Annotated in this window: 6 protein-coding genes and 1 pseudogene; 2 read left to right on the top strand and 5 right to left on the bottom strand. The window is 69.1% G+C overall.

Annotated features, from left to right (window positions below; all coding sequences use genetic code 11):
- Together ACJ8AT_RS15870 and ACJ8AT_RS15865 are read left to right on the top strand one after the other, a co-directional pair.
- Nucleotides 1–429: pseudogene (locus ACJ8AT_RS15870) on the top strand (hypothetical protein); the annotation flags it as partial.
- The gene (locus ACJ8AT_RS15865) at nt 426–1,337 is read left to right on the top strand and encodes a type VI immunity family protein (protein WP_407738573.1); all 912 of its coding nucleotides are present in this window, start codon (nt 426–428) and stop codon (nt 1,335–1,337) included. The pseudogene ACJ8AT_RS15870 and the gene ACJ8AT_RS15865, both read left to right, overlap by 4 nt.
- A gap of 14 nt (nt 1,338–1,351) precedes the next feature.
- On the opposite strand, the gene ACJ8AT_RS15860 is transcribed toward ACJ8AT_RS15865, so the two are convergent.
- The 5 genes from ACJ8AT_RS15860 to ACJ8AT_RS15840 form a co-directional block, all read right to left on the bottom strand.
- Nucleotides 1,352–6,904, bottom strand: coding sequence for a beta strand repeat-containing protein (locus tag ACJ8AT_RS15860; protein ID WP_407738572.1), 5,553 nt, complete (start codon nt 6,902–6,904; stop codon nt 1,352–1,354).
- Between the two features lie 124 nt (nt 6,905–7,028).
- On the bottom strand, nt 7,029–7,364 hold the full coding sequence (locus ACJ8AT_RS15855; protein ID WP_407738571.1) for a hypothetical protein: 336 nt from the start codon (nt 7,362–7,364) through the stop codon (nt 7,029–7,031).
- 106 nt (nt 7,365–7,470) lie between these two features.
- Complete coding sequence (locus tag ACJ8AT_RS15850; RefSeq protein WP_407738570.1) at nt 7,471–9,387, bottom strand: WD40 repeat domain-containing protein; 1,917 nt, start codon at nt 9,385–9,387, stop codon at nt 7,471–7,473.
- Between the two features lie 28 nt (nt 9,388–9,415).
- Entirely contained in the window at nt 9,416–9,883 is a 468-nt protein-coding gene (locus ACJ8AT_RS15845) for a DUF1801 domain-containing protein (protein WP_407738569.1), read from the bottom strand.
- 114 nt (nt 9,884–9,997) lie between these two features.
- Nucleotides 9,998–13,060: an FG-GAP-like repeat-containing protein gene (locus ACJ8AT_RS15840; RefSeq protein ID WP_407738568.1), complete on the bottom strand. Its 3,063-nt coding sequence runs from the start codon at nt 13,058–13,060 to the stop codon at nt 9,998–10,000.
- Nucleotides 13,061–13,077 lie beyond the last annotated feature (17 nt).

Here is a 13,077-nt window from a genome sequence, read left to right as displayed (position 1 = left end):
GTGACGCGGGCCATGCGCCTGGGCATGGAGAAGCACGACCTGGCCATGGCGTGCATCCAGCAGAAGCTCAACACACTCCGGCCGGGCGGCTTCAGCCTCAACCAGCGCTACCGCTTGAACTCCCAGACAGGAAAGTGGGAACCCCTGAGCCGCACAGAGGTCGAGGCCCTGCTGCGCGCCGGAGGCAAGGAGCTGGTGGGCACCATCGAGCCCGATACCGTCATCCACACCGGCAATGCGGCTGAAGTCCTGGACGTCTACGACCTGAAATTCCCCTGCCCTGGAACCAACCCCGCCCGCTGGAATCCCTACCCCAAGGGGCATCCCTTCGAACATTTGAACCAGGGCGAGTTATACGAGAAAGCCTTTGAAGCCAATCCTGCCCGAGTATCTCCCCGTTGGGGAGTCGAGAGATTGAGGCCACTGTGAGCGAGCACTACCCACGGGTCCGATTCCACGCGGACCATGGCGGCCTCATGGTCCGTGATGGTCTGAAGATCTGGTTCTGCCTGGGCCGTCCTGCTCTCGCGATGAAGGGGACCGTGCTGCGCGCCCTAGACATATACCTGCGCGCGATAGGACCACAGACGCTGCAGTGGCACCTCGATCTCGAGGGCTATTGGCAGCCGCTCGATCCGCAGAGTTGGGAAGCCTCTCGCAGTGACCTGAGTGAGGCGCCCGGCTCCAGCGTCCTATTGATAGACGACCCCTCCGTGGGAGCGGCTGCCTTCCATTTCGAGTATCACGTCAAACGGCTGGATGACCCCTTTACGTCGAAGGAGCGAATCCTGGCGGCCGCGGTAGGCTTCTGGTTGCCCACCGAGTTCCTCGAGGAACATGGACCGGGCGCTGTGAGAGAACTGGCTCTGGAGCTGGCCTCCCTGCTTCCTTTTCAGTCTGGCCAGGCCGGCCTCTTCTTCAATGCCATGCTGGGCTACAGGGAGACGGAAGAGGAACTCAGCCGCCTGTGCCTGCGCTACCCGGGCATGGACATCGGTGCAGTGGAGTTCTTCGCCAGGCTGGAAGGCCAGGTGAAAGGACCTTCCTGGCTGACCTTCCTCGGGCAGCCCGTGCTCGGCGAGCTCGGCGGTGTCGAGGGGCTGCGCTCCCGCCTCTCCTCTCCAGGCACCACCGTTCAACAGTTGGATGGGGAGCGCGCGGTCATCACCCTCGGTCCCTGGCCCGAGGCCGGCGACACCGAGGCGGGGCGCAACCTGCCCGAGTACCGCGAGCTGGCGCGCGTACTCGAGCCGTGGCTGTACCACGCATCCGGCCCTTGGTCGTCCTACTTCCCCGAAGAGACCTGGAGGCGCTGGGAGCGCCGCTTCCTCGACTGACCCGGCCTCCCGCGCTACGGCGTGACGGTCATCACGCCGAGCTGGGTCGCCGGCTCGAATGACGTGGGGCCCAAGTTGGAGCCCGCGCCATTCAAGTCGCAGTACGTCCAGTTCAACCCGTTGTCGAAGCTGAACCGGACCGTGTACGCGTAGGTCCCCGCGGCCGGCGCCACGAACGAGCCCATGTACTCGTCGTTGTTCCCCTGCGGCCCCAGCGTGTTGTAGACGGCGGGGAAGAAGCGCCAGTTGTTGCTGTTCGTCGGATTGGTGGGCGCAGCCGGACTACCGGTGTAGGCGCCATAGCCCACCTCGGCCAGCACTCCCGCGGCCGGCCCCGGAGCCTCCGTCACTCCCGCCTCGTAGATCTGCCCGAAGACGGGCGCCGTCGTCGTGCCCGCCTGCACGCTCAGGGTCGAGGGAGACTGGAGCACGCAGTAGTCCGCCTGCGCCGGATTGCTCGTCCCGTTCAGCGTGCCCGTGTAGGTGAAGCCGCTGGTCAGCACCGCGTTGGGGGTCTTGATGGGCGCCGGATCCGACACCGTCACATTCACCTGCGCCACGTTGCCCGCGTTAGCGATGGCGGTGCAGGTAGCGGAGGTGGAGCTGTTCGCGGTGCAGAGGCTGGAGGCGTTGTTACCGAAGGCCGCCCTCATGTTCGTCGTGAAGTCAGTCCCAGCGATTGTCATGTTCGCCGCTCCCGCGACGGCCGGGCCGTCATCCGGCGTGAGGCTCGTCACGGTGAGGTTCACCGCGTCGTTCGGCAGACCCGGCGTCGGAGAAGGATCTCCGTGGAAGTCGTTGAAGTTGTTGTCCGTGTCCGTGCTCGAGGACGAACGGGACAGCGAGGGCGCCACGTTGCCGGTGGTCGGGTAGAGCGCCGTCCCTGTCTCGTACATCGCCAGGCCGTTAGCCGTGGCCACGTTGACGTCCAGGTTGGCGCCATTGACGTCATGTCCCAGCGCATCCAGCAGCGTCCCCGTGGCGGAGATGAGCTGGTAGGCATTCCCTCCACTGGCCTTCAGGTGGAAGGTCCTGCTCGCGACGTCCACGCCCGCCACGAAGTTGGGCACCTGGGTAATGTTGCTGTTGAGCGTGTCCACGACGAGGAGGATGCCGTCCGCGGGAATGCGCGTCCCAGCCGGGAGGGGAAACGCGCCCAGCGTATTGTACTGGCCCGCGGTGCTTCCCTTGCCCACGACGTCGGTGATCTGCGCGCCGCCAATCACGGAGCCGCCCGGGCCGGCGATCTCCATGAACCACTTGCCGTCATCACCGCCGACCGGATCCACAACCACCTCGTTGATGACCGCCACCTTGCAGCTGCCGTTGAGCGCGCCCGCGGTGTTCGTAATCCGCGAGCCCCTCACGTTGTGGCCGTAGAAGCTCACGCACCAGCTGGTGGCCGAGTCGTTGCCCGCCGCCGACACCACCGCGTCGTCCAGCTGGGTGGAGCTGCCCGGGAAGCCGATGAAGTGGCTCGCCGTCACCGGGCTGTCCGGGTTGGTGTTGAAGGTGCGGAAGTCCACCGCGTCCTGCAGGTTGCCCGCCGGAGGCGCGGCGTAGAGCGCGATCGCGTCACCGCTGTCCGCCATCGAGAACGAGGTGCCGGGCGGGCCGTAGACGAAGCCAGTGCCACCGGGAATCGCGCCGGACGGGTTGGGGATGCCGTAGAGCACGCCATTGGCGGGCACCGTCACCGGCGTGCCAGCCGTGCCGTTCGGATCGCTGATGGCGCGGATGTCCACCTCCTGGTCCGCGGCGTTGCGCAAGGTGAAGCCGTGCACGTCGATGCTGGCTCCCGTGGTGTTGCGCAGCTCGATGAACTCCGAGCCCAGGGAGCTGAACTCGCTGATGATGACGCTGCCCGCCTGGCTGGCGGCCGTCACCGCCCCGCAGGCCCCGGCGCCGCACGTCTCGTACGAGTGGCACGTCACCGACGACACCGGCGTGTTCTGGCACACGCCCACTCCCCCCGAGTTCACGCAGGCCGAGGTGTAGCTCACCACCGAGCGGCCATCGGCGGAGCAGCCGTTGGCTGGCGGAGTGCACGTCACGCCCTCGCACGGATCCCCTCCCACATGGGGGCTGTTCGAGAGGCTGGAGTTGCCCGCCCCGTCGATGACCTTGAGCGCGAAGTAGACCGAGGCGCTCAGGTCCAGGCCCGTGATGTGCGCTGTCTCCGCGGCCCCCGCTGGCTGGGGCGCGGGGATGGTGAAGCGCGTGGCGGCGGCGAACTGGGCCGCGTTGGTGATGGGAGCGCTCGCGTAGCGCAGATCATAGCTCGCCGCCTGGCCCAGGTTGCCGTCATCCCCCACCGCCGTCCAGGTGATGGCGGCGCCGGTGGTGCCCTCCGGAGCCGCGGAGATCAACGCCGCGGCCGGGGCCAGGTTGTCCACGAGCGTGAAGGCCGTGCTGGTCGCGCTAGTCAGGCCCGGGGCGCTCGCCACGAGCTGGAAGCCGGTGCCCTCCTGATCGATGGAGAGATTCGTGAAGGAGGCCTCGCCATTGCTCGGATTCACGCTCAGCGTGCCGCTCAGCGTGGCCGAGCCGTTGCCTCCTGAAAGCCCCATCGTCACCGTGGGAACCGAGGCAGAGACAGGGTTGCCGTAGGTGTCCTGGAGCGCCACCTTCACCGTGGCGAGGGTGGCGCGCACCGTGCCGTCCGCCGGCTGCGCGGAGAACACGAGCTGCTTCGCGCCAGCGGCGGAGACCGTCGTCGAGGCGCTGCCCGGCGAGGCGATGCCGGAGCCTGACACGGAGACGGTGCGAGCCCCCGCGGTCCGCAGCTCCACGGAGAAGGACGCCGTGCCCAGCTCGGATCCGGAGAAGGTGTAGTCGGCCGGCAGCACCGCGCTGGCATCCGTGGAGGTGAAGTGCACCGTGCCCGTGTAGCCGGTGGCCACGTTGCCGTACGCGTCATGCACCGTCACGGTGACGGAGGCTGGCGTGCCCGCGGTGACCGAGGCGGGCAGCCCCGTGAGCGCCAGGCTCGCGGCGGTGCCGGGCCCCACGGTGATGCTGGCGCTGGCGCTGAGCGAGCCATCCGTCACGCTCAGCGACTGGCTGCCCGCGGTGCCCAGGGTGACATTGAACAGGCGGCTGCCCAGGTCTCCCGAGGCGAAGGTGTAGTTGCCCGGCAGCGTGGCCTGCGCGTCCCCCGAGCTGAACTGGACCGTGCCCGTGTAGCCGGTGGCCACGTTGCCGTACGCATCTTGCGCCGTCACCGTGACGCTGAAGGCGCTGCCCGCCGTGGCCGTCGCCGGAGCGGTGAGCTTCAGGGTGGCTACCGGCGCCGCGGTCACGTTGAAGAACTGGGTGGATGTGAGGGCCGCGTTCGCCGTGTCCTGCACGGTGATGGAGTGGCTGCCCGCGGTGCGCATCCGCACCAAGAATATCTTCTCGCCCGCATCCTGATCCGTGAAGGTGTAGTCGCCGGGCAGCACCGCGCTGGGATCCGAGGAGGTGACGTGCACCGTGCCCCGATAGCCGGTGGCGATGTTGCCGGAGCCATCCCGCACCGTCACCTTCAGGGAGAAAGGATTGCCCGCGGGAACAGTCAAGAGCGGCACGGTGATGACCAGCTGCCCGGCCGCGCCGCTCGTCACGTCCACCGTGAGCGAGTCCTTGAGGCTGGCAGTGACCGTATCCGCCACCGTCACCGTCTGCGAGCCCACCGTTTTCAGCACCACTCGGGGGAAGGACTTCTGGCCCTTGTCGCTGGGGGCGAAGTCGTAGGTGCCCGGCAGATCGGCGGCGGGATCCGAGGAGGTGAAGTGCACCGTGCCCGTGTAGCCGGTGGCGACGTTGCCGAACGCGTCATACGCCGTCACCTGCACGGAGCTCGCGATCCCCGCCGTCACCGGCGCCACCAGGCCCACCATCTCCAGGCTCACCGCGGCGCTCGGGCGGATGGAGAAGGCCGTGCTCTGCTTCACCGGCAGCGAGCCGGAGGAGGCCTGGAACTGGTAGCCCATGCCGGCCGTGTCGATGCGCATTCCGGAGAAGGTGGCCACGCCGCCCACCGCCGTCACCGTCACTGGAGTGAACACCGGACCATTGAGCAGGTTCAGCGTGACGGCCGAGCTCGCCGAGGTGACGGTGTTGCCCGAGGCGTCCTGCAGCGCCACCCGCACATTCGCCATCGCCGTGCCCGCGGTGCCGTCCACCGGCTGGGTGATGAAGCCAAGCTGGGTGACGGCCGGGTTCGCGGTGGACACCGGCAGGGTGGCCGAGCGCACCGAGTTGCCCGCGTTGTCCGTCACCTTCAGGGCCACGTAGTAGTTGGTGCTTGAAATGAGCCCGGAGAGGGTGGCCGACTCGGCGGTGCCCGCCGCCTTGGGCGCGGCCGTGGGCACCAGCGTGGCCGCGGCGAAGTCGGCGGCCGTGACGATGTTGGAGGTGGAGTAGCGCAGCTCCTGGCTCGACGCGGTGCCGAGGTTGCCGTCATCCCCCACCGCGCTCCACTGCACGACGATCGAGCTGGCGGTGGTGGCGCCCTGGGCGAGCACCGGCGGCGCGGGAGGCACGTCATCCACGATGTTGAACGCGGCGCTGGTGGCTCCGGTGAGCCCCGGCGCCGTGGCGGTGAGGGTGTAGCCGGTGCCCTCCTGGGTCACGCTCAAGGTAGTAAAGGAGGCCACGCCCCCCACGGGCGCCACGGTCGTCGTCCCGCTCAGCCCCGCGCTGGCCGGGTTGAGCGCCACGGTGACAGCGGGCGCGGTGAGCGCGGTGGGGTTGCCGTACGCATCGGTGAGCGACACCTGCACGGTGCCGAGCGAGGCCCGCACGGAGTGGTTGCCCGGCTGCTGCGTGAAGGCGAGCTTCGAGACGGCGCCCGCCACCACCTGCACGTCCGCCGAGGCCGTGAGGGCCGGCTTGATCGTGTCCGCCACGGTCACCCTCTGGCTCCCGGCGGTGTGCAGCGCCAAGCCCGTGAAGGTCTTCTGCCCCGCATCCGCCGCGGTGAAGGTGAAGTCTCCCGGCAGCACCGCGCTGGGATCCGTGGAGCTGAAGTGCAGCGTGCCCTGGTAGTGGGTGGCCACGTTGCCGAACGCGTCCTTCAGCGTCACCTGAGCGCTGGCCGTGGCATCCACGGAGAGGCTGGCCGGCAGCCCCGTCAGCTGCAACACCGAGGGCGCCGCGTGCACCACCTCGAACGTGGCGCTGGTGGCCGCGGTGAGCGAGCCCGAGGTGGCCCGCAGCGAATAGCCCGTGCCCGCCTGCTTGATGATGAGCTCGGAGAAGCGCGCCACGCCGTCCACGGCGTTGACGGTGAGCGTGCCCTCGAGCTGCGCCGAGGCGGGACCGGACGCCAGCGCCAGCGTCACCGCGCGGGTGTTGCCAGTGGCCTTGTTGCCGTCCGCATCTTGGAGGACCACCTCCACCACCGGCGTCAGCGGCGAGCCCGCCGTGCCCTGGATGTTCGTCGTGGTGAAGGCCAGCTTCGTGGCCGTCACCTCCTCCGGCGGCGGGGGCGGCTTGGGCGGTGTGCCACTACCGCAACCCACCCCCAGAAAGAGCGCCGCGAGCGCGAGCCACCAGCGAAGGGAGAAGGACGAAGATGCCATACAGGCCTCGGGGTGGGAGAAGGACGCGCGCGGCGTGGACCGGCGCGAGCCCTGGTTTTGTACCTGAGAGCGCTCCGTGGCAGAAAGACCTATTGAGTCTCTGCGCTGATCAGGCTCTAGCGGGTTAGAGACGGCCCTTCACCTTCCACCACAGCAGCCCCAGGAACGAGTCGGGGAGCCGCTCGGGTAATTCCAGAGACTCGTCCTCTCTCCGGCGCACCGGCGGTGGGAGCGAGCGGGGGGGCTCGGACGAGGGCAGCGGCTCGGCGCTCACCAAGCCCCGGCCATTGCGCTCCAGCGCCTCGGCGAAGGAGCGCTGCGTCGGCATGCGCGTCTCGACGGCGGCGGCCCGGGAGACGCGCTCGGCGGAGCGGACGCGGGAGATGATGTCCGCGCTCTCGACCCGGGTAAGCCCCGAAATACGGCCAATCGGACTGCGAGACTTGTGTCCGTGCCCCATGCCGAGCCCTCCTGGGTCCGCAGCGTAACGGTTCGGCCTCCTTCCAGCCACCCCTACGGCCTTGCAGCCCATGGGTTGCTCCAGCCGAACGCACGGCAGCCGGGCGTCACCCGGGCCGGGGGCCCAGCAAACTCGGGGACAGCTCCCACACCAGCGCCGTGCAGTCTCGATGTCCCGTCACCCAGACGCTGGGCCCCTGGGAGTAGTCCTGACATTCGACCTCGGGGACCAGCAGGAGCGTGCGCGGATCCTCTCCCGTCATCGCGTCTTCCACGCACAGGGCGGGGTTGCGCCAGGGGACATAGAGGAGCTGACGCCCATCGGGAGAGAGCTCCAGCTGGTGAGAGCGCGCTCGGCGCGAGGCGAGGAGCCGGCCTGTGTCCGCGTGCCAGATCTGCAGCATGGGCTGCCCCGGCCCGTCGTCCGGAGAGTCCGAGTCCAGCAGGCCCACGGAGAGCAGGCGCTGGCCATCCGGGAAGAAGCGCACCCGGTGCACGGAGGCGTCCGGCGCCCGGACCCGATGCGCCAGGCGGCCATCCGGAGCACTGAAGAAGAAGATCGTCCCATCCATGCCGCCCACGGCCAGCCACTGGCTGTCCGGCGAGTAGTCCAGCGCGGTGAGCCGCTCGGAGCCGCTCTCGAGCACGCGCCGGCGCTTGCCGCTCGGCACGGCCCACACGGACACATCTCCGCCCTGATCCGAGCACGTCGCCAGCCACAGGCTGTCCGGGGAGAAGACGAGCGCCTCGATGCGGCTCGTGTGCGTGGGGAAGGAGTGAAGCACCCGGCCCTCGCCGCAAGACCACAGGTGGACCTGCCCCTGCGAGGTGCCCACCGCGAGCCACCGCCCATCCGGCGAGAAGCGCAAGCACCCTCGGGCGGCGCTCAGCTCGAGCTGTCCGAGGCACTGCCCCCACGCCAGATGCCAGATACGCACGCTGCTCTGATCATCGGAGGTCGCCGCGAGCATCCCCTCCGGGGAGACGGCCACCGTCCGCACCGGCTGCCAGTGGCTGTCCCGAGCAGGATCCGGCTGGCCAGTGTCCAGGCTCCAAGTGCGGAGCGCATGGCCCTCGCGCGCCACCACGTACGCGCCATCGGGCGAGGCGCTCAGGGAGGCATAGGACTGCACCGTGCCCACCGGGAGCGAGGTGCTGGCACCGGTGGCGAGATCCTGGGTCCGCAGCGCGTCCCCATCCAGCCACGCCAGCCGAGCACCCGGGCCGATGAAGGCGAAGGAAGGACAGGGAGTGCCGTGTTCGCCCTGCTCGAAGTAGGCGCCGAGCGCCGGGAGATCCAGGGCGGCCTCCCAGCGCTCCACGTCCCAGATGCGGATGCGCGGCTCGTCGCTGAGCGCGGCCGAGGCCAGGCGCGTTCCATCCGGAGAGAAGGCGAGCTCCGCCACCGTCTCCGAGTGCGCGAGCAGGGCGGGCCGGAGCTGCCGCGAGGCCACATCATAGAGGTGGATTCGCGTGTCCCCGGTGCTCCAGGCCACGCGCTGCCCGTCCGAGGACATGGCCACGGCCTTGTGGACTCCAGGTCCCCCCACCGTGCCGGTGAGCGGGCGAGCCCGCGCGAGCATCTGCCCGGTGCCCGTGTTCCACACCCGCACGGCGCCCTGATGATCCACCATGGCCACGCGCTCGCCGTCCGCGGAGAAGGCGGCGGAGTCGGCCCAGGGAGCATCCTGGGATTCGAGCTGGCGCACTCGGGAGTGGGCGTACTCCAGGACGGCGGGCCTCCCTCCATAGAGCTGGCACGCCACCCGGATGCCCTCGGCCGTCCAGCTCAGCGCGAGCACACGCCCCAGCTCACCCGACAGCTTGCGGAGCGTCTCCAGGCGCCGCCCGGTGCGCGCCTCCAGGATGTGGAGCTGCGGAGTGCTCTCGCTGTCCTCCACCAGCATCCGCTCTCCCTCGGGAGAGAAGACGGGAGCCAGCGGGCCCAGTCCGGGACGGAACCGGGTTGTCCCCAGGCGTAACCGGGCTCCGTCCGGCAGTGCGTCTCCGTCCCTGGGCTGCACCTTCGGATGCCTCCTCTCGCGAGCGGGCTCAGCGCCGCTTCGCCGGATCACCCTTGATGCGGTTGAGCTCCACGGCGGTGCGCACCATGCCCTGGAGCGTGGCGGTGTCGATGTCCGCGGGGCTGCGCAGCTCCACGTGACGCATCCGGCTGCCGCTTCCCTGGAGGATGCCCTTGGGGTCGGTCAGCTCGGCGCCGCGCCAGAAGCCGAAGTTGACGTGGCTCTTGTACGCCTTGATGTACGCGAACGGGCCCTGGGCCTCATAGACGGGCTGGCCCCACTTGATGGACTCGACGGCATCGGGCGAGGCCTCGCGGATGAGGCGGCGCAGGGCGGAGATCGTCTCGCCGCGCCAGTCTCGCAGGCTGGCGACGTAGGACGCCACGGTCACCCCGCGCTCGCGGGCCGAGGGCCCCACCGGCGTCCGAACCGGAGCCTTCTTCGCCGAGGCCTTCTTCGCCGCAGCCTTCTTTGCCGCCTTCTTCCGAGTCGCCATGGGGGCGGATGCTAGTGCAGTCGCGGGCGCGGTGGGCCAAAACGAACGAAGGGCTCGGAGCCGACCCATGGCCCCGAGCCCTCATTCACTTCAAGGCGGCTGCTTCAGCCACTCTCAGTTGCAGAGCGGGCTGCCCCCCGTGCCAGCGGGGCAACCCGCGCCGACGCAGTAGTGCACGCCGCTGTCCACCACGTCATGGTTGTCGGACTGATCGTGAGGCACGTACACGTGGCACGAGCTCTGGGCGCTGCTGCCCGACGGGCTGGTGATGGAGTAGTAGACGGTGTAGACGCGGCCGTCGCCCGTGCCCTCGCGCTCGGAGCGCACCTGCACGGACTTGCCGTCCGCCGAGATGACGATGTCATCGCAGGTGCGGCCATCGCCATTGCCGTTGGCGTCCTCCACCTCGTCCGAGGCGACGCGGAAGATGGTGCCGAACTGCTCCAGCGGCAGCGTGCCACCGCAGCTGTTCTGCGCCGGCGCCGCGCAGTCGGAGAGCGCGATGTCCACGTACTTGTGGTTGGGCGGCCACAGCTCGTCGCCCAGGTCCGCGCCCGGCGTGGGCGAGCCCGAGGAGCCCTCGTCGCTCGTGGTGACGGTGAAGCCGCACGAGGCGGTGTTGCCCAGCGCGTCCGTCGCGGTGCAGGTGACGTCCGTCGTGCCCACGGGGAAGGTGGAGCCGGAGGCGTGCGAGCAGGTGACCGTCGCCGCGCCGCAGTTGTCCGTGGCCGTCACGTTGAAGGTGGCCACGGGGCCGCCCTCCGCGCAGGCGTTGAGCACGATGGGCGCCGGGCAGCTGATGGTCGGCGGCGTGGTCTCCGGGCGCACCGTCACGTTGAAGCTGCACGCCGAGGTGTTGCCGGAGCCGTCCGCAGAGGTGCAAGTCACAGCCGTGGTGCCCACCGCGAAGGTGCCGCCGGAGGCCGCCGAGCACTGCACCGGAGCCGCGCCGCAGTTGTCGGTCGCCGAGGCCTGGAACGAGGCCACCGCGCCCTCCGTGGAGCAGGTGTCGATCGTCTGCGAGGCGGGGCAGCTCACGGCGGGCGCCGTGGTGTCCACCACGGTGACGGTGCCCACGCACTGCGCGCTGGCGGCGCCGTCATTGGCCGTCACGGTGACGGGGTGGGCCCCCAGGCCGAACGGACCGGCCGGCGCCTCGGAGACGGTGAGCGAGCCAGGCCCGTGGTCCGGATCATAGCTGCCGTTGTTCACGCTGCCGCTGCCCTGGCACTCGCCATCCGCGTTGACGGTGATGTTCTGGCAGATGGCCACCGGCGGCTGGTTGGCCGCGGGCGCGCCGCACGAGAAGTCCACGGAGCCAGAGGCGCTGTTGTTGGTCTCATTGCACTCGGCGTCCTGTCCCGCGCCCGTGCCGTCATCATCCGCGACGATGAAGACCTGGTCGGAGCCGGCCGCGGGCTGTCCGCCCACCCTCAGCGTCACGGGCACGGTGGCCCCCGCGGCGATGGAGCTGGTGATGGTGGTCACCCCCAGCAGCGAGCCACCCGAGGCCGGGTTGCCCCGGTAGAAGGACACCTTGAGCCCGCTGGGCACGGCCTTGCCACCCTGGTTGGTGATGCTGGCGTTGAGGCTCAGCGTGGAGCCCTCGCACGCGGCGCTCACCTGAGAGACCGCCAGATCGGCCGCGGCATAGGGATTGGTGCCATCGCCAAAGTAGTTGGCGACGTTGGAGTGGAAGGTGTTGAGCTTGGGCTTCAGCCAGTGGCTCACCGGGTGGGCCGGGATGGTGCCGTCGTTGTTGACGTTGGTGACCGAGTACGCGTGCTGGTTCCACATGCCCCGCGTGCGCGCCCAGCCCTCGTGCTTGTCGTGATACACGCGGATGCCGTGGTACGGCGGATACGCCAGATCGTTCTCCACGACCACGATGTCCGCCGCCAGGTCCCCATCCACATCCGCGATGACCGGGTTCTCGTGCGTGGTGCCCGAGCCGTGCCGCGTCTGCCAGCGCACCGCGCCCGTGGCGCCGTCGTAGATGCGCAGCGACACCTCGTCCGCGTAGACCAGCTCGAGCTGCCCATCATCCTCGAAGTCGAACGCGGAGCTACCCGTCTTGCCGGAGCTCCAGTCCTGGATGGTGCTGGTCCACTTCAGGGTGCCATCGGCCTCGAAGACGCTGATGGCGTTCTCACCCACCACGGCCACCTCGGGCTGGCCGTCATGATCCAGATCCGCGATGGTGGGGGCGCCACCGCAGCCCGTCACACAGCCACCCGGGATGTCGTGGCTCCACAGCAGCGTGCAGTCGTCATCGAGCAGGCTCACCTTGCCGTTGCCCGACACGACAATCTCTCCCTTCGTGTCGCCGTCGAAGTTGCCCACCGCCGACAGGCCCGAGGGGATGCTGGTGTTGGCGCACTTCAGGCTGCCATCGGCCCGGTACACCGAGCGGCCGTTGACGAGCTCCTGCTGGCCGTCGCCATCAATGTCGGCGGCGAAGGACACCGGGCCGGTGTACTGCGCGCCGCCCATGCCATCCGAGCCCACCCACTTCAGCGCGCCCGTGTTGCTGTAGACGCGGTTGCCGTCGAGGATCTCCGGGACTCCATCACCGTCGAGATCCGCGATCGAGGGGCCGCCCCACTCGTTGTAGTCGAAGGCATCCGGGGCCGTGCGGAACTTGAAGGCGCCATCGTTCTCGTAACAGATGATGCCGCGCCCGTCGTACGGGATGCCGCAGATCTCCACCTTGCCATCGTTGTCGATGTCGCCCACCGCGATGCTGGAGGCACCCTTGATCCGGTAGGCCGGATCAATGACGGTCCACAGATCATGCCCGTCATCGCCGCTGATGGCGCGCAGCACGCCCTCCTTCCAGTCCGTCTCGTCGGGAGGCGCGTCATGGAAGGTGGTGAAGATGATGTCGGGGATCCCGTCCTGGTTCACGTCCGCCACGGCCGGCGTCATCATCACCTGGTTGAACTCGGGGAGGATGGGGCTGCCGGTCCACGCCCACTCCAGCTCGGGCTCGAAGTTCGGAGTGAAGGGCGGGACGACCTGGCAGCTGTCCGCGAGGTTGGCTCCTGCTCGAGCCTGCGCGTCATCCTCCGAGCCCGTCCTGCTGCAACCTCCACTCACTGCCAACGCCACCAACCCCGCCATCCAGCTTCCACGTACGAAGCGCTTCATTCCACGGATGCCGCGTGCCTGATGCATGTCGCGTCTCCTTGTTC

This window comes from Hyalangium sp., from assembly GCF_045802625.1.
Classification (GTDB): Bacteria; Myxococcota; Myxococcia; order Myxococcales; family Myxococcaceae; genus Hyalangium.
Note: the sequence above shows the minus strand (reverse complement) of the source record. Positions and strands in the feature narration are given on the sequence as shown.